Source organism: Phyllobacterium sp., assembly GCF_037994425.1.
In the GTDB taxonomy this organism is placed as follows: Bacteria; Pseudomonadota; Alphaproteobacteria; order Rhizobiales; family Rhizobiaceae; genus Phyllobacterium.
The window spans coordinates 1-17,100 of record NZ_JBBNAM010000256.1; the positions used below are offsets into that span (position 1 = coordinate 1).

Annotated in this window: 14 protein-coding genes and 1 pseudogene; 1 reads left to right on the plus strand and 14 read right to left on the minus strand. The window is 57.9% G+C overall.

Annotated elements, in window-relative coordinates; genetic code table 11:
* From AAAB35_RS17550 to AAAB35_RS17615, 14 genes and pseudogenes are all read right to left on the minus strand, one after another.
* On the minus strand, positions 1 to 404 hold a 404-nt coding region (locus tag AAAB35_RS17550), incomplete at its 3' end, for an acetyl-coenzyme A synthetase N-terminal domain-containing protein (protein ID WP_340669564.1).
* 504 nt (positions 405 to 908) lie between these two features.
* Positions 909 to 3,065 carry an exonuclease domain-containing protein gene (locus AAAB35_RS17555; RefSeq protein WP_340669565.1) on the minus strand — a complete coding sequence of 719 codons (2,157 nt, stop codon included), beginning with the start codon at positions 3,063 to 3,065 and terminating at the stop codon, positions 909 to 911.
* Positions 3,066 to 3,250: 185 nt separating this feature from the next.
* A complete protein-coding gene (locus tag AAAB35_RS17560; RefSeq protein WP_340669566.1) occupies positions 3,251 to 4,768 on the minus strand; it encodes a putative nucleotidyltransferase substrate binding domain-containing protein in 1,518 nt (505 codons plus the stop codon).
* A gap of 13 nt (positions 4,769 to 4,781) precedes the next feature.
* The gene (locus AAAB35_RS17565) at positions 4,782 to 6,506 is read right to left on the minus strand and encodes a cation acetate symporter (RefSeq protein WP_340669567.1); all 1,725 of its coding nucleotides are present in this window, start codon (positions 6,504 to 6,506) and stop codon (positions 4,782 to 4,784) included.
* A complete protein-coding gene (locus tag AAAB35_RS17570; RefSeq protein WP_340669568.1) occupies positions 6,506 to 6,814 on the minus strand; it encodes a DUF485 domain-containing protein in 309 nt (102 codons plus the stop codon). The genes AAAB35_RS17565 and AAAB35_RS17570 overlap by 1 nt, the downstream gene beginning before the upstream one ends.
* A 406-nt stretch (positions 6,815 to 7,220) precedes the next feature.
* Positions 7,221 to 7,406 carry a hypothetical protein gene (locus AAAB35_RS17575; RefSeq protein ID WP_340669569.1) on the minus strand — a complete coding sequence of 62 codons (186 nt, stop codon included), beginning with the start codon at positions 7,404 to 7,406 and terminating at the stop codon, positions 7,221 to 7,223.
* Between the two features lie 70 nt (positions 7,407 to 7,476).
* A pseudogene (locus AAAB35_RS17580) lies at positions 7,477 to 7,627 on the minus strand (5-aminolevulinate synthase); the annotation flags it as partial.
* Positions 7,628 to 7,636: 9 nt separating this feature from the next.
* Positions 7,637 to 8,194, minus strand: coding sequence for an NADH-quinone oxidoreductase subunit B family protein (locus AAAB35_RS17585; protein ID WP_340669570.1), 558 nt, complete (start codon positions 8,192 to 8,194; stop codon positions 7,637 to 7,639).
* Between the two features lie 12 nt (positions 8,195 to 8,206).
* Entirely contained in the window at positions 8,207 to 9,721 is a 1,515-nt protein-coding gene (locus AAAB35_RS17590; RefSeq protein ID WP_340669571.1) for a nickel-dependent hydrogenase large subunit, read from the minus strand.
* Positions 9,722 to 9,741: 20 nt separating this feature from the next.
* Entirely contained in the window at positions 9,742 to 11,193 is a 1,452-nt protein-coding gene (locus tag AAAB35_RS17595) for a hydrogenase 4 subunit F (RefSeq protein WP_340669572.1), read from the minus strand.
* The gene (locus AAAB35_RS17600) at positions 11,190 to 11,855 is read right to left on the minus strand and encodes a hydrogenase-4 component E (RefSeq protein ID WP_340669573.1); all 666 of its coding nucleotides are present in this window, start codon (positions 11,853 to 11,855) and stop codon (positions 11,190 to 11,192) included. Before AAAB35_RS17600 ends, AAAB35_RS17595 begins: the two co-directional genes overlap by 4 nt.
* On the minus strand, positions 11,855 to 12,811 hold the full coding sequence (locus tag AAAB35_RS17605; RefSeq protein WP_340669574.1) for an NADH-quinone oxidoreductase subunit H: 957 nt from the start codon (positions 12,809 to 12,811) through the stop codon (positions 11,855 to 11,857). Before AAAB35_RS17605 ends, AAAB35_RS17600 begins: the two co-directional genes overlap by 1 nt.
* Positions 12,802 to 14,820 carry a hydrogenase 4 subunit B gene (gene hyfB, locus AAAB35_RS17610; protein WP_340669575.1) on the minus strand — a complete coding sequence of 673 codons (2,019 nt, stop codon included), beginning with the start codon at positions 14,818 to 14,820 and terminating at the stop codon, positions 12,802 to 12,804. Before hyfB ends, AAAB35_RS17605 begins: the two co-directional genes overlap by 10 nt.
* Positions 14,817 to 15,137 carry a helix-turn-helix transcriptional regulator gene (locus AAAB35_RS17615; protein WP_340669576.1) on the minus strand — a complete coding sequence of 107 codons (321 nt, stop codon included), beginning with the start codon at positions 15,135 to 15,137 and terminating at the stop codon, positions 14,817 to 14,819. The genes hyfB and AAAB35_RS17615 overlap by 4 nt, the downstream gene beginning before the upstream one ends.
* An 828-nt stretch (positions 15,138 to 15,965) precedes the next feature.
* On the opposite strand from AAAB35_RS17615, the gene AAAB35_RS17620 reads away from it, so the two are divergent.
* Entirely contained in the window at positions 15,966 to 16,616 is a 651-nt protein-coding gene (locus AAAB35_RS17620; protein ID WP_340669577.1) for a BON domain-containing protein, read from the plus strand.
* Positions 16,617 to 17,100: the final 484 nt, after the last annotated feature.

Below are 17,100 nucleotides of genomic sequence, written 5' to 3' on the forward strand. Positions count from 1 at the left end.
ATGGTGACCCGATCGCCTTTCTTGACGCCGTGTTTCTTCAGCACATTGGCGAGACGGCAAACTTGCTCGTAAAGCTCGTTGTAGGTGATCTTCTTGTCGAGATAGGGATTGTCGCCTTCCCAGATGATCGCGACCTGGTCGCCGCGCTTTTTAAGGTGTCGGTCGACGCAGTTGTAGGAAACGTTGGTGACGCCGTCCTCGAACCATTTGATCGAGACCTTGCCCTCGAAAGACGTATTCTTGACCTTGGTAAAGGGCTTGAACCAGTCGATACGCTTGCCGTGCTTGGCCCAGAACTTTTCGGGGTCCTTGATGCTCTGCTTATACCAGCTGTGATAGGTATCATTGTCGATGAGCGCGTTTTTCTTCGCGCTTGCCAGCACCGGATAAACCTTCTCGGACATCAATTTCCTCCTTAGTGTGTTATCTCTTGGCAAGCCGCTGGACCTACGAAACAACTGCTCCCCGCGGCGGTAAATTCAAATGAAAGATGCTTGAAATCAAACGCCCTCTTGAAAACGAGAACGCGTGCGTGTTGGGAGACCGCCGCTATATCACAGCAGCCGTGTTCGTCTCGAATGACTGATGAATGCAGTCTGTGTTTCCTTGCGGAACCTGCACATCGCAAATTCCTGCGGCTCTGCACAATTCGCGGACAGCCGCTACCTTCATCAAGCTGATCATAGAATTCCTCCCAGTGGAGTGCGCATAACACCACGGGTGGCTGCGGAACGCATTGATCCATATCAATAGCAGCGTTAGGCGAAAGTCGCCCATCAATCGATCGCCCGTCTTTCTTGGCTTTGGGCGATTGAGGCGCCGCATTGGATCTCGGTTGCTGACGGGATGACTGGTTGTTGCGGTGTGAGCAGCGAACCTGTCCTTGAGGCTGCCGTGTGCTCCGTGTTTCAGTATCGCAGCCGCGAATAATAAGAGTTTTGCTCTGCCTCGCGTGCCTGACCTAGCGTGAGGATGCCCCGCCCGCGCAAGAGTGGGATCATTTTGAGGAACACTTTGGCTGTCGTCAGCGCATCGCCGAGGGCCGTGTGACGGTCGGAAATTGTCACGCCCAGACGCGCGCCTATCGAGTCGAGATCGTGCGACTCCTCGTGCGGATGCACCAGGCTTGACAAGAGCATGGTATCTAACACGGGCTGATCGAACCTCACGCCACTCACAGACTCTTTAAGCTTGATAAAGCGCATATCAAAGGCCACGTTGTGCCCGACGAGTACCGTATCAATGGCAAAAGCCCGGAACGCTGGTAGCACCTCGGCGATCGACGGCTTCCCGCGAACCATAGCCTGTCGGATCCCATGGATCGGGATCGACGCTTCGGGAATGATGCGCTGGGGATCGACTAGTTGGTCGAAGCACTCGCCGGAGAGCAGCTTGCCGTTAACGATGCGGGTTGCTCCAATCTGGATGATCTCGTCGCCATGCGCAGGGTAGAGGCCGGTGGTCTCCGTGTCGAACACCGTGTAGGTGATGTTCTCCAACAAACGTTCGTCGAGTGCGTGGTTATTTTCACTGGCTGTGAAGAGGTCGAAATCATAATATTCGGGTCGGCTGCCCTCCCGGGTCACCGCAGCGGCAGGCTCGTCCGTCGCCAGCGGCAGCAGGAAGCGGAAAAACGATAGTCTGTGCTTGCGGTCGTGCTCTAGCCACGCCTCTCCGCCGTGCCGTTTCGCCACGTCGCGCACCGAAAGGGCGTCATCAACCTGCATTTCAACTGTCTGCCAGTCAAAAATCTCGGCACTGGCATCCTCGCTGGGCCAGATCAGGTCAAGGTGGGCGCGATCACCTGCTCGAGTGAGCCGGATTCCAAGATTAGGGCGGTCGATCGCCTTGGTAAGGCGGCGCGCGAGGAACGTCAGCACTTGGATTATCGCAAAGCTGTCGACGTACAGCCACAAATTTCCTTCAACGCCATTTCGTTCCACCTGCTGTCCAGTAACCGCAGCGATCCGTGTCACGGCGGCAGCTACAAGGTCGGCTCCGAGCATTTCTTGCAACGGCCAACGCGTCAGATGATCGTGCGATGTCTCCGCGGCAAGAGCTGCGAGCCGCACGCTCATCGCGGACACCTCGTCCTGCACGATCTTGCGTAAATGATCGCGCTTCTCCGCCTCGAGGTTTGGATGGCCGAGTATGTCGAGGGCGACCTGCATGCTGGCGAACGAAGCCCGGCTCGCGTCGGTAAATTCGAGCAGCTGCCGATCGTGCCGCGTATGCGCTTCGTACTCTTCGGTAATGTCGTCCAGGAGTAGCATGAAGCCAGTGAGCGCCGGCTTGTCCGATGTGGCATGGCACACCGGAGCCAGGCTAACGCGAAGCAAATGTCCCGCGGGCGTCCCGGTCACGAACCTGGCTGATACTGCAGCGGCCTCGTCGCCTCTCGCTAAGCGCCGCTCGACTGTCTCAAGCGCGTGCGCGATTAGCAGCGGGTCAAACACGCCGTGGATCGAACGGCCCAGCCCAATCAACTCAGAGCCTCCGGCTCCCTGAAACGTGGGTGAGGGCCCACAAAACAGCTGCCGCGCGCGCTTGTTGTAAAGAAGAATCCGCCCCTCGAGGTTGCAGACCACCACGCACTGGTTCAGATCGGCCATAAGCGCGCCCAGCTGGTCGCGCTGCTCGGCCACAGCCCGGCTCGTTTGGGCCGCCAGACACGCCATTTCCTCCTGCAGCGCCCGGCGTGCCGCGGCAAGGTCATTTATCGCAACAGTCAGATCGCGCGCGACCGCACCGCCGCGCGGAACCAAGTCGGGCGCGGTCACGTCGCCGATCAATACCTTTGTCGCATCTGCCAGCCGTGCCGTTTCGGCCACGTGGGCTTCGTAGAGCCGACAGGCGGCCCAAGCCATCAACGCGGCCGCGACCAGCCACCACGCCACCGGTAGGACGCCATGTGAGGAAAGGAGTGGGCCGATCACCGCATCAACACCCGCTCGCTCCAAGGGGGCCAGCGTCATCCAGATCACGGCTCCCCCGAGCAGCAGCCATGCCGCCAGCGCCGCGCCAGGCGCAAGCATCACCAATACTAGGCGGCGGTCGGACTTCATGAGAGCATTTTCCGATTTTTGTGCATCAGGGCGCCCTTCAACAAAGGCTGGGCCGTGTCGGCATCAGCGTAGCCCTCCCGCTTCACGATGAACTTGAGCCACCCCACAATGTTTGGCTCGATGTCGGCTAGGCCATTGAACCTCATGGTGAGCCCTCACAGCATTCTTGGTACGAAGGCAACATTTCATATCGAGTCGAACTTGTAGTGCCTGCCCAGCCAATGTCTGAACCGACGTACAATCGCGAGGGAATCCTTCAGGGCCTGTCGTTCAAGCGAGCCGAGTTCGGCGAGGCGGATCGCGTTGTCCGGCGCGCGTCCGTCGGCCATCTGCCGCAAGTTGCTTGCGAGCTTCAGGCCTATGAGGAAGTGGATTGCGTCGATGAGGTCACGGGCGAGCGCTTCGTCGATGCGATCCGCCGCGACCAGAGCGCGCAGCCGCGCCACAGTGCCCAGTGCGCGGACACGATATTGCAGTGCGAGCGCCCGCACGCCGTGCACAAGCGGAAAGATGCCGAGCTTCTTCAAATCGATCTCAGCGGCAGCGCGACCGCGCAAGCCAGGAAGTCGATGCCACCAGCTGCCGTCACCGCCGAACTGATCCACGGCGCTCGCGAAGTGCGCGTAGAAAGCGTCGCTGTCGGACAAGAGGTGATCGACATGGTCACGCGCTTGTTCGAGCAACGCTGCGTCGCCCGCTACCACCGCGGCATCAAGAAATATCGCCAGGTTCAAAAGTCCCTGCGGATCGGTACCATGGATCCATTGCCGCAACGAGTCCCGAAACCCGCAGAGCGGTTGACGCCATAGCGGGCGACTCAGCATGATGCCGCCTGGACAGGATGGATACCCAAAATCGATAAGCGCGGATGTGAAGGACTGGGTGACCTCCTCAAGCCCCTCGAAGACGAAGCCATCGCGCAGTAGCAGGGCGTTGTCTTGGTCGGTCTTGATGATTTGCTCCCCTCGACCTTCGCTGCCCAGGACGATGAGGCAACTGTTCGCGCGCAGTGGCTCCGGCGCGAGAAGTTCCCAAAGGCGGAGGAATATCTGCCTGTTAAGCTCGCCCACGAGACCAGTGATGACCTCGACCCGCACGCCGTCCTCGTGCAGTACCTTGATCAGGCTGTTGATCTGCCGCGCCGCAGCCTTGAGTTCCCCCAGATTGGTTGCTTGTATCGCCTGAAGGGCAATCAAGTGTGAGTGACTGGCGACGAAGGCCATCAGATCGAGCTGACTCAACACCCCGACAACCGCGTCGCCTTTACGCACAACGACGCGATGGATACGGTGGCGCAACATCAGAATCATAGCATCGTAGAGCTCGTCTTTCACGGAGACAGACCATGGCTCGAACGTGGTGACCTCGCGCACCGCAAGCTCCGCCATTGGTTCGGGCCGCAACACGGCCTCCCTCAGATTGGTCGTGGTGAAAATGCCGAGGCGCTCGCCATCGTTTACAAGTGCGTCGCTTAGACCGCGTCGTGAGAGCTCGTGGCACAAGGTGACGACGTCGGTAGCACCGTCGACGAAAAAAGGCTTGCGCAAATGCGCGTCGCCCACCTTCGATGCCATCAGTGAAACGAACTCGCGCCGTTCGCGAAATGTGGGATCGGCCAGCCCTTTATCGACGAGGCCGACTTTGGGTGGCGGATCTCCCGCCACCTCCTGCGCTTTGGTTACGGTTGGATCTGATTGCCGCATGTTCATCAATCATTCAATGCCCTGACGCCTCCGACGCCCCGATACCCGTTTCCGAACGGACCTGCTGTGCTGCGAAGCCAGCACGATCAATCTTCGCGCGCACGCTATGGTCCAGCAGCGAAAAGAGCCAGATCCCGACAAAGCCGATCGTTACCGAGAACAGCGCCGGAGACGTATAGGGGAATGGCGCGGAACCCACTGGATTACCGAGCGTGGCTTCCCAGACCGACGGCGACAGCACCGTCAACCCGACCGACGAGATCAATCCGAGAAAGCCGCCAATGACCGCGCCCCGCGTGGTGCAGTCCTTCCATAGTACCGACATGAACAGCACCGGGAAGTTCGCCGACGCGGCGATCGCGAATGCGAGCGATACCATGAAGGCAATGTTCTGTTTCTCGAACACAATTCCGAGCAGGACCGCCAATACGCCCAAGGCTACCGTCGTGACACGCGAGACACGTAGTTCGGAGGCGCTGTCGGCCTTGCCGGCCTTGACGACCGTCGAATAAAGATCATGCGAAACGGCTGACGCGCCTGACAAGGTCAACCCGGCGACCACCGCAAGGATCGTTGCGAACGCCACCGCAGAAATAAAGCCGAGAAACACGTTTCCACCAACAGCCTTTGCCAAGTGTACCGCAGCCATGTTGTTACCGCCGATCAGCGTACCCTTACTGTCAAGGAAGGCCGGGTCGGTCATCACAAAGGTGATTGCACCGAACCCAATGATGAAGGTCAACAGATAGAAGTAGCCAATCCACCCGGTTGCCCACATTACCGATTTGCGCGCCTCCTTAGCGCTTGGCACCGTGAAGAAGCGCATAAGAATGTGCGGCAGCCCGGCGGTGCCAAACATTAGCGCCATTCCAAACGAAATCGCGGAGATCGGGTCCTTGATAAAGGTGCCTGGGCCCATGATCGAGGACCCTTTCAGTGCTGCGACATCCGGTGCATCACCAGCCTTAGTGGCAATTTGAGTCTTGATCTCTACTGCACTGCCGAAAAGCGCCTCCGGGCTGAAACCGTACTTGAGCATAACCATAAAGGCCATAAAGGTCGCCCCGCCAAGTAACAGGCAGGCCTTGATGATCTGCACCCAGGTCGTCGCCGTCATCCCTCCAAATAGCACATAGACCATCATCAGAGCGCCGACAATGACCACAGCCATCCAGTAGTCTAATCCGAACAGCAGCTTGATCAACTGGCCCGCTCCGACCATCTGGGCAATCAGGTAGAAGGCCACCACCACGAGGGTGCCCAATGCGGCGAAGATGCGCACAGGCGTCTGTGCGAAGCGGAACGCGGCCACGTCCGCGAATGTGAACTTGCCGAGGTTGCGTAGCCGCTCTGCCATCAGGAATGTTATCACCGGCCATCCTACCAGGAACCCGATCGAATAGATCAATCCGTCGTAGCCCGAGGCCATCACTGCTGCCGAGATTCCAAGGAATGAGGCCGCCGACATGTAGTCGCCGGCGATCGCCAGCCCATTCTGGAACCCGGTAATTCCACCGCCGGCGGTGTAGAAATCGGCGGCGGACTTGGTCTTGGATGCTGCCCACTTCGTGATGAAAAGGGTTCCCACAACGAAAAACGCGAACATGGTGATCGCCGTCCAGTTCGTTGGCTGCTTAACGGCGGTGCCGAGATCGCCGCCTGCGGCCAACACCATCGTCGGCAGTGCGACGAGGGTTGCTATACAGGTAGCCCTCCATAGTATCGTGCGAGCGGACATCACTTTAGTGCCTCCAACTTCACCTTTTCGGAAAGTTCGTCGAACTCGCTGTTGGCTCGGTTGACGTAGAGAGCTGTGATGGCGATCGTGAACACGATGACCCCAAATCCGATAGGAATTCCCCAAGTCATCACGCCGTCCCCCATCCGTACCGCCAGAAGGTCCTTTTTGAACGCAATGAGCAGGATGAAACCATAATAGACGATCATCATCGCCAAGGTCAGCGTCCATCCAAAGCGCGAGCGCTTCGATTTCAGCAACTGATAGTTCGGATCAGCCGCGATGCGATCAGCTAGTGGTGTTTCCATCAAAGGTCCTCCGTGCGGTGCTCCGCCAGACAAACTTGAGCCAAAACCGTACGAAGCCGGCGGAATCCGAAATGCTTCGTCCGTCTGATGAAACTAGCGGACGGGAACTTATGAAGCGTTGATCTACATCAATCGTGGTGTTTGACCTGGCGATCGAGAATGAATCTGATTTCTCGCACGCTTGGGCGTTGCGCACCTGCGCAATATCGACGGCGGCGAAGTGGACGGGACGCGATGCCTGGAACGAAGTTACGGCAAGCGCACGGCATGGTTTGGCGCTTGATGAAAGAAACGCAAATGCCGTCGAATAGCGGCACGGGCCGAGCAATTTGATCCTTTTTTGCCGCTCTACTGCCACGAACTTCAGGCGGTCGCTGATCATGTCCTTTGGGGTACGCGTATACGATCAGCGTCCTACCCAGTTGTCTCGCGTGACCCGTATCGCCCCGTAGGACGCAATGGCGCAGAAATCGCGTTTGCCACCCAGTTCGGCGGGATCATTTCTGGACTGATTAGAGTTACGATCGCGGCGAGCAACGATCCCGTAGAGATATCCATCACGCATCAGAGTCATCTCGGTCCAAATTTCCATATACCTAAATCCTCATGAACGAGAAGTCAGGCACAAGGACAGGCGTGGAGCATTTCTCCATTCAAATCTGGTGGAATGGCGTCGGCGTGATGCGCAGGCGTTGAGTGCAACGGCACAGTCGGATCGTCGATCGGCTGGACGTAAAGGCCGCCCTTGTGCAACCGCTGGTCGCGGGCCCTCTTGCAAAGTTCAGGATCGCCGAGAAGGATCGGAACCATATATTTCATGGACTAATCCTCGTCTGCTAGCCATGTCCTCGTCACACGAATCTCCATATTTGTATGAGCCAATAGCGCGAGCAGCCCTTTCAGGATCTCAATCGGCGCTGGCGGGCAGCCGGGAATATGAAGATCGACCGGCACCACTTCCGACACGCCACCGACAACAGCATAGCTGCCCGCAAAGCAGCCTCCATCAAGGGCACAGCGGCCGATGGAAACGACCCATTTGGGATTGGGTGTGGCATTGTAGGTTCGCTCCAGAGCCTCGCGCATGTTCTTGGTGACGGGTCCGGTCACGAACAGCACGTCAGCATGCCTGGGCGAGGCAACAAACCGGATGCCAAGGCGTTCGATGTCGTAGAAGGCGTTGCTGAGGGCGTGTAACTCCAGCTCGCAGCCGTTGCAGGATCCAGCATCAACCGCGCGGACTGACAGGCTGCGGCCAAGACGCCGGCGAGCGGCACTGTCTATAGCTATCGCAAGCGAGATAAGGGAGGTCTCATCCGGTTGTGGTAACTGTTCGGTCAGGGGTGGCTGGAGCAGAGTTTCAAAGAAAAGTTTGCGCATGGCGGGGTGCCTCTACAGATCGTGACCCGAATAGGAACAATTGAACGATTTGTTGCAAAGCGGGAAATCGGCGACGATATTACCCTCGATCACCGCTTCGAGAAGCGGCCATTGGAACCAGGACGGATCGCGCAGGTGACATCGGTCAATACTGCCGTCGCAGGTGAGGCGAAGCCAGATCAGGATGTCACCCCGGAAGCCTTCGACCAGGGCCGAGCCCTCGCGCGGTTCGTGATTTTCCGGAATTGCAGTACGCACGGGACCGTTTGGCAATTGTTCCAGGATCTGCTCGACAAGCGAGAGGCTTTGTTCAACCTCGCGAATACGAATCCAGATACGGGCATTGACGTCGCCTTCGCTCAAGACGGGCACTTCGAAGCGAAGGCGGTCATAGGGCGGATAGGAAAGAATACGGCGAGCATCGAAACTGCGTCCCGAGGCTCGCCCGACATAACCGCCCGCGCCATATTGGCGGGCAAGGGCAGGCTTGAGCACACCTGTCGCGACCGTCCGGTCCTGCAGCGATGCGGTATTATCATAAAGTTCCACCAAGGGCATAAACCGCTGCCGGATTTCTGTGATGAGCGCCCGAAGGATGAGCGCCGCCGCATCGCTCAAATCCGTTGTAACACCGCCAGGAATGATCTTGTCGCGCATCATGCGATGGCCAAAAGCGGTATCAGCGGCGCGCAGGACGCGCTCGCGCAACACACCGCAATGGGCGTGCATCAGCGCAAACGCAGCGTCATTGCAAATGGCTCCAATATCGCCGAGATGGTTGGCCAGTCGCTCCAACTCGGCCATCAGCGCGCGCAACCAGATGGCCCGTGGCGGTACTTCAAGCTCTAAGGCGGACTCAACGGCACGAGAGAAGGCAAAGGCATACGCGACAGTGCTGTCACCCGAGGTTCGGCCAACGATGCACACTGCCCGATCGAGGTCCGCTCCCACCAGGAGTGCCTCGATGCCTTTGTGTGCATATCCAAGGCGCTCTTCGAGGCGTACCACGGTTTCGCCGCTGGCGGTGAAACGGAAATGTCCCGGTTCTATAATACCCGCATGTACGGGGCCAACCGGGATTTGGTGCAAGCCTTGTCCTTCGGTAGGCAGGAATTCGTAAACAGTTGATTCAGGCTGTGCATCACTGCGGTGGCCCAAGGGTGAGCGCAAGCCCCAACGACCGTGGTCGAGCCACGGCCGTTGATCAGGAATGCCCAGTGCTTCTAGCCCCACCAGATCGCGAATTGCTCGCTCCAGGCGAAGTGCTGGCGGATGATAGTGTGCTATGGAGGGATAGCTGCCTTCGATATGTTCCAGGCGGACGATACCGATGTTGGACGAGGATTCTTCAAGGAGCGCCATGTGAACAGCGTTCGCTTCCCCCCAAAGGCCGAGCAGAATCCAGTGACCATCCGCCAGTGCGGTTGCCGTCGATATCCAACCCGCTTGATCGATGACAGCGCAGGGCCAAGGACGGTGCCGTTCAACCGGGCTGCCCTGCAAGATGAGATCGGTGAGTGACGGCATATCGAATGGCTCCTTCCGCATCATCCGAGAACGTGGGCGATATGCTGAAACCAGGCGACCAGGGGCGGCGGAAGATAGATGCCGCCGCCGAGCACCAGGGCAAGGTGGGAATACATCGGCATATAGGACGCCTCAATCGGCGCGGTGCTGCCGCGTGGTTGGCCAAAGGCGATACCGGTCAACCGCAACAGCAATGCGCCAAAGGCGATCAGCAGCCCGAACACCAGCAGGATCGCGAGCACCGGCTGCCTGGCGAATGTGGAGCTCACCACCAGGAATTCACTCATGAAGATTCCGAGCGGCGGCAGGCCCGCGATGGCGACAACGCCCATCACCAGGCCCCAGCCAAGGCCGGGATGGCTTTCGGTGAGGCCACGGATGCTGGAGAGCCTTTGCGTGCCCTTGATCTGGGCGATGTGGCCGACGGCGTAGAAGATTGCAGACTTGGTCAGGCTGTGCATCACCATGTGCAGAAGTCCGGCAAAATTGGCGAGCGGGCCACCCATGCCAAATGCAAAGACAATGATACCCATGTGCTCGATCGAGGAATAGGCGAACATGCGTTTGATGTCGCGCCGGCGATAGAGCATGAAACCCGCAAAAACGAGCGACGTCAGGCCCATTGTCACCATCAAAGGTCCTGGCGCGATCGCTTGCGGGCTTGCGGCGATCAGAATCTTGAAACGCAGGACCGCATAAAGAGCGACATTTAAAAGCAGACCCGATAGCACCGCTGAGATCGGTGTAGGTCCTTCAGCGTGGGCGTCGGGCAGCCAGGCATGCAGGGGAGCGAGGCCAACCTTGGTGCCATAGCCAAGCAGCAGGAACACGAAGGCGACATTCAAAAGTGCAGGATCGAAGGCGGCGGCGTGTTGAACCAGCAGTGTCCAGGCCATGGCGTCGTAGCCTTCTCCGACCACGGGCTGCGCCGCCATATAGACAAGGATAGTGCCGAACAGCGCAAATGCGATACCGACACTGCCCAGGATGAAATACTTCCAAGCGGCCTCAAGTGCTTCATGGGTGCGGTAAATGCCGACCATCAAGACCGTCGTGAGCGTGGAAAGCTCCACGGCAACCCACATCAGGCCGATATTGTTCGACACGAATGCGAGGTTCATGCCGAACATCATGATCTGGTACATGGCATGATAGAAACGGAGGTTCGCTGGTGTCAGCCGGCCGCTTTCCAGTTCATGCGCGATATAGTTGGCGCTGAAGACGCTGGTGGTGAAACCGACAAACGTGTTGAGGACGATAAAGACAATGTTGAGATCGTCGATGAGGAAATAGCGACCTGGTTGCGGCCGTTCAGTGATGAACAGGAGCAGTGCTGCAATAAAAGTGAGCAAGCTTGCAAACACGTTCAACCGCGCCGACATCCGGTACCCAGGAAGCAGCGCCAGGAGCACTGCCGCGCTGGCTGGTATCAAAAGGACGCCAACGATCGGATTGAACGCTAGCGGGTTCATCTGCGTCGCTTCCCCTTGAAGTCGTCGAGTGCCCGAACATCCACGGTATCGAACCGCTCGCGGATGCGGAACAGAAACACGCCAATGACGATGAAGGCGATGAGAATTGAGAAGGCCACACTGATCTCGACGACCAAGGGCATCCCTTTTGCACCCGTTGCGGCAAGCACCAGCCCATTCTCAAGCGACATAAACCCGACGATCTGGCTGACGGCGTTGCGGCGCGTGACCATGACCAGCAGGCCAAGCAGCAAAACCGACAAGGCGAAGGCGAGGTCCTCGCGGGCTAACGCATCGGCACCTTGCGTGACCCGCAACATCACGACCATGGAAAGTGCAACCAGTCCCATACCCGCAAACATGGTGGGACCAATACCAACGACGGTTTCGATCTCGCGATGAATGCCCATTCTCCGGATCATGCGGTGCAGCACAACGGGAATGATGGTGGCCTTGAAGAGGAGGGCGATTGCTGCCGTCACGTAGAGATGCGGTGCGTGTTGGACATATGCCTGCCAGGCGACTGACAGCGTGAGCACCATGGAATGCAGGGCGAACATGTTGAGCAGGGAATAAAGACGATCCTGATAGAGCATCATGAAGCTCACCAGCACGAGGCCACCAGCCAGCAAATGTGCAATATCGAAGGTGAGGCCGTGCATTACAGGCTCCTTGAGACGAACAGCAGGAGTGTGGCGAGCATGCCGAGCATGAGAGCTGCACCAAGGAATTCAGGTACGCGGAAAACCCTCATCTTGGCGGTCGCCGTCTCGAACAGGGCAAGAAGAACGGCACCAATCGCCAGCTTGGCAATATACGCAACCATGCCAAGAATATAGGCCGTAATTCCGGCGCCTGGGGCTGCCAGGTTCCAGGGCAAGAATATGCAGGAGATCAACGATATATAGAGCAGCAGCTTGAGGAACGCCGCAAGCTCGATCATTGCCAGATGGCGGCCGGAATATTCAAGGACCATCGCCTCATGGACCATGGTCAATTCCAGATGGGTTGCCGGATTGTCAACGGGAATACGGGCGTTCTCGGCGATGGCCACCATAATGAGGGCGATCAGTGCCATTCCGAGCGAGACGCGCAAGCCAACATGCGATGAGATCATGACGGCAGCTATTGTGGAAAGTTGCGTTGAGCCGGCGATCAGGGCGAGTGTAAAGATGGTGAGGAGCATTGCGGGCTCCGCGAGGGTTGCAATCATCACCTCGCGGCTTGATCCGATGCCGCCGAAACTCGTACCAACATCCATGCCGGCAAGAGCAAGGAAGAAGCGCGCGCTGCCAAGCAAAGCCGCAATTGCGATCAAGTCCGCGGTCCAGCTGAACGTGAGATCTGTGGCAAAGGTCGGGATGATCGAGGCGGCGACCCAAGTAAAGGCGAAAATGAGGTAAGGGGTCACACGGAACAGCCAGGATGCATTCTCTGCCAGTACGACTTCCTTGCGCAGCAGCCGTATGAGGTCGCGATAGGGCTGGATGGCAGAGGGGCCCTGCCGCCGCAGCAACCGTGCCTTGATTTTGCGTACAAAGCCAGTCAGCAGCGGCGCGAGCAACAGCACTGACGCCATCTGCGCACCTTGGATGAGGAGATCGAAAATCACGACCATATCGCGAGGACCAGAAGCAGGATGACAAGGGCAAGAAAGACCAGGCTAAGGTAGCGCCGGATGGTCAGGAACTGCACGTGGTTGAGCCGTTCTGCGATATACCAGACAGCACCCGCGATCGGCTCATAAACGCCCTCCCAGATCAGATCGCGCTTTTTTAGTGTGAATCGTGCTGGCCTGGGATCTCCAGGTGCTGGCATTTGGACAGTCTCCCGCGCTTGAAAAAGTAGCGTGCCGAACACCCTCAGAATGGGTTGTGCAAAGCTGGCGGACGTATACTGGGTTTGCGTGGCCGATTCGGGAAACCCGCAGTCCCAGGCGGGTGCGCGGCGGAGCGCCCGCGAGGCAAAAAGATGGACGCAGGAAGCAGTGAGGGATGCGGAGAACGCGATAAACACGAACACGAGCAGTCCGTTATAGGAGCTGTGGCCCTCACTGATTGGTACGATTGATAGCCAGGGCACACTTGTCTGCAATGGCATGCGGCCACCGACAAGCGCGAGTGTCACGGGCGCAAGCGCGTCGATGATAATTCCGGGCAGGGTGCCTGCCACCAGACACAAGACCGCAAACACAAACATGGCAACAAGTGAAAAGCGATCGACCTCGTGGGCTCGCTCTGCGGCAAGCGTTCGGGGGCGTCCTAGAAAGGTAATGCCAAACGCTTTGACAAAACAGGCGGCGGCGAGAGCTGCCGACAGTGCAAGCAGACCGCCGACCGCCGGGACCATGATCTTCAGCCCCCATTGAGGCAAATTCGGGCTTTGCAGGATCGCTTGAAAGGTTAGCCACTCCGAGACAAATCCGTTGAAGGGGGGGAGGGCGGAGATCGCGACAGCACCGATCAGAAAGGCAAAACTGGTGAACGGCATACGGTGGATGAGGCCCCCGAGCTTATCCATATTCCGCTCACCTGTCGCGGTCAGGACAGCTCCAGCACCAAAAAAGAGCAGGCTTTTGAAAAAGGAATGATTGAGGACGTGGAACAGCGCCGCGGCCAGCGCCAGGGCAGCTGCCAGTTCCATGGCATTTGCCTCAAAGGCGAGCGCAAGGCCGAGGCCCACGAATATGATGCCTATGTTTTCGATGGTACTGTAGGCAAGAAGGCGTTTGAGATCATGCTCCATCAGCGCATGGAGGATACCGACCACAGCGGTGACACCGCCGAGCATCAGCACGACCATGCCCGACCACCATGCTGGCTCGCCAAGCAGATCGAAAACGATCCGGATGAAACCATAGACAGCGACCTTGGTCATGACGCCGCTCATCAGGGCCGAGACATGGCTCGGAGCGGCTGGATGTGCGAGTGGCAGCCAGATATGCAAAGGCACGAGGCCGGCCTTCGATCCGGCTCCTATGAGTGTGAGCGTGAGAACGAGGGCGGTCACCGCGGGTGTGTGTCCGTGGGTCCGCATTGTGGCAAAATCGTAACTCCCGGCTGCTCCGGCGAGAAGGCCGAAGCCGAGCAACAGGGCGAGCGTGCCGAAGCTTGCCATGACGAGATAGATATACGCCGCCCTTCTGTTGTCGGCGTCACGATGGTGTGTCATCACCAGTGCCCACGAGACAAGCGACATGAATTCCCATGAAAGCAGGAAGGTGAAGGCGTCAGCAGCCAGGATCACCAGGTTCATACCCGCAAGAAAGGCTGGAAAGAACGGTAGCAACCTGTGCGGCGCAGTCTCATGACGGCCGTAGCCAAGACCATAGAAGCTGGCCGCCGCGGCGCCGAGATTGATGACGACAAGGAAGAAGGCGGCCAGCGCGTCCAACCGCAAATGCGCCCCGAGCCACGGTAAGCCAAATGGCAGGACGAGGGTTACCAGCGGGGCCGACGCCGCTGTCACCAATTGAAACAAGGCGATTGCGAGTGCGCCCACCGAGACACTGAGGCTCGCCCCATAAATAACCGGCGTTGCTCCGGGCGAGCGCGAGATCACCACTGCAAGGACCGATATTCCCAGAAGAACCGCAATGCACCACAGAACCACCGCGACGGGCATCATTTTGGCGCAACTATGCCGCGCATAGTCTCCGAACGTCTTGCTCCTCTCCGGCGGGAGAGCGCGACGTGGGTCTGTGCTTTGAGGCGCACCCCGCGCCCACCATCTTCGCTAACCGCGCCTTCGTTGATGACCTCTACCCCCGCGGCATCAAGGGCAGCAAGCAACCGCATCAGCGAGTCCACATTACCGCGGATCACATGACTGCTTGCCTCCATGCGCTGGATCGTCGGAACGGAAACACCCGCCAGCTCGGCCAGTTGGCGCTGGTCGATACCGAGAAGGGCCCTGGCGGCTCGTAGCTGAGGCGCAGTAATCATGATTGAGCCATCACTTATCTTGTACTAGCTATGATATTACCTCTGTACGATCTGTTTATTGATGCTTAGCACCATGCGTGGCCCTTGAAATTGATCAATATCAAATCGTGAAATGGGGGCCTCTGCGAAAAACCTGCAAGCCGGAGCCTTTAATGCCGTGGGATCAGTTTGCTCAACTTCCGCGGTGGGTTGGCAATGACAGCACTGCATTGGTGCCCCGGTGGGTCTTTTTAAGATGGACCGCTGCTCCGTGCATCGTCGCATGCGATCGACAATTTCCGGTCCGATGCTGCGCGTGCCGCAGTCTGTGCGCTTAACAGAAGCTTCCGGCCACTTTAATGGAACACGGCTTGGTTGCGTATTCCACCCACTTTGATCGGCGTCAACATGCGCGAAAGTGAATATCAGTTCGGCCAAATCGAACCCATCGTATGGCGGTATTTCGCTTTGGGATCAGAGAGTTGCGTCGGGGAGTAACTCCTAGAGGGCCGAATTTTCCTTCCGCGCCTACGGTCGGCCGGTCGGGCGAACCCGGTCATCACGAGGACTGGTGTATCTTGCTTGTCCCGGTCGTCGATCCTTCGAGATTCGCCGACTGCGATGATGATGAGGCGATGGCGACTGAAACTCACGCGCACATGCTATTCTCGATTCTTCTTTGATCTGTTCCGCATGAATCCGCTGCACCGGTTATAGTTCGGCACACTGCCGTAGCTCTCGACCTCCAGGCGCCGCCGCCAATTCTTTGACCCTGATCAATGCGCATCCTGCGCGAACGCGTGACAATTCGAGCCTCGGCTTTGGCCGTTTGCATGAAGGATAACTACAATGAACGACATGGTTTTGCGACAGAACATCATCGACGAGCTCGAATTCGAACCAAGCCTCAATGCCGCGAATATCGGCGTCTCGGTCGAAAATGGAGTCGTCACTTTGACGGGTCACGTGGCGACCTACATAGAAAAAAATACCGCGGCAGACGTCGTGTGCCGCGTAAAGGGGGTTCGCGGGATTGCGCAGGATATGGAAGTCCGCCCAATAGGTAGCCATCGTACAGCTGACGATGAGATCGCCAAGCGCGCTTTGAATATTCTCAGCTGGAGCACCACCATTCCAGATGGAACCGTTCAGGTTCGGGTCGAGGACGGATGGGTGGTACTAACGGGCACAGTGGAATGGAATTATCAGAAAATAGCTGCAACGGAAGCTGTCCGAGCGCTGGCGGGTGTGTTCGACGTTGCCAACAATATTCGGGTCAGACCACACGTCTCGTCATTTGACGTGAAGAAGAGGATCGAGGATGCGTTAAACAGAAGTGCCCGGATCGAGCCATCCGACATTCGAGTGGCGGTCGACGATTCTGGCAACGTCGTTCTCGAAGGGCATGTGAAGGTGTGGGCAGATCGAAAGCTTGCGGCACAAGCAGCCTGGTCGGCACCCGGCGTTAAAATGGTAGTGGACTTGCTCACCGTCGCCTAATCAGAGGCTCGGCGGTTTACCAGCTACGGTCGCTTCCGGAACTGATTTCCAACCGCGCCGACGGCGACGAATTACAGTTGCCCTTCCTCGTTCGTCCGCCGGGTTTCCGACAACTTGGTTGAGTCCAAACAAGCGTGCGAGCTCATTGTGCCATCAGGTAGGTAACCCGCCTTAACGCGACGCGCTCCGTCTTTTGTCGATCAAATGCTTCATCGTGCGTGTCCGCATCCGGCATAGCGATCAAGCTGACGAATTTGTGCCTTGACCTCTATTTATCGCCCCAATTCTTACACCTGTTGCTCCGAGATTCCCTGTTGTGATGGCGCGTTAAAGACGGCACATTTCTACCCGCTTCGTTCAACTTCATCGTCAACTGTTTGCGCGTAGGTCAAGGACGATCGGTTCAACGTAACCCATGGACTACGACCCGCTTATGGCTTTTTCACAGATTTCCAGCGTCGCTTTCTTCCAGATACTCCAACAC

Excerpts from the sequence above, each read along its gene's own strand:
- AAAB35_RS17555 (WP_340669565.1), bottom strand. The coding sequence starts at position 3,065 with ATGAAGTCCGACCGCCGCCTAGTATTGGTGATGCTTGCGCCTGGCGCG.
- AAAB35_RS17600 (WP_340669573.1), bottom strand. The coding sequence starts at position 11,855 with ATGCACGGCCTCACCTTCGATATTGCACATTTGCTGGCTGGTGGCCTC.
- AAAB35_RS17585 (WP_340669570.1), bottom strand. The coding sequence starts at position 8,194 with ATGCGCAAACTTTTCTTTGAAACTCTGCTCCAGCCACCCCTGACCGAA.
- AAAB35_RS17565 (WP_340669567.1), bottom strand. The coding sequence starts at position 6,506 with ATGTCCGCTCGCACGATACTATGGAGGGCTACCTGTATAGCAACCCTC.
- AAAB35_RS17615 (WP_340669576.1), bottom strand. The coding sequence starts at position 15,137 with ATGATTACTGCGCCTCAGCTACGAGCCGCCAGGGCCCTTCTCGGTATC.
- AAAB35_RS17560 (WP_340669566.1), bottom strand. The coding sequence starts at position 4,768 with ATGCGGCAATCAGATCCAACCGTAACCAAAGCGCAGGAGGTGGCGGGA.
- AAAB35_RS17595 (WP_340669572.1), bottom strand. The coding sequence starts at position 11,193 with ATGAACCCGCTAGCGTTCAATCCGATCGTTGGCGTCCTTTTGATACCA.
- AAAB35_RS17570 (WP_340669568.1), bottom strand. The coding sequence starts at position 6,814 with ATGGAAACACCACTAGCTGATCGCATCGCGGCTGATCCGAACTATCAG.
- AAAB35_RS17620 (WP_340669577.1), top strand. The coding sequence starts at position 15,966 with ATGAACGACATGGTTTTGCGACAGAACATCATCGACGAGCTCGAATTC.
- hyfB (WP_340669575.1), bottom strand. The coding sequence starts at position 14,820 with ATGATGCCCGTCGCGGTGGTTCTGTGGTGCATTGCGGTTCTTCTGGGA.
- AAAB35_RS17590 (WP_340669571.1), bottom strand. The coding sequence starts at position 9,721 with ATGCCGTCACTCACCGATCTCATCTTGCAGGGCAGCCCGGTTGAACGG.
- AAAB35_RS17605 (WP_340669574.1), bottom strand. The coding sequence starts at position 12,811 with ATGGTCGTGATTTTCGATCTCCTCATCCAAGGTGCGCAGATGGCGTCA.
- AAAB35_RS17575 (WP_340669569.1), bottom strand. The coding sequence starts at position 7,406 with ATGGAAATTTGGACCGAGATGACTCTGATGCGTGATGGATATCTCTAC.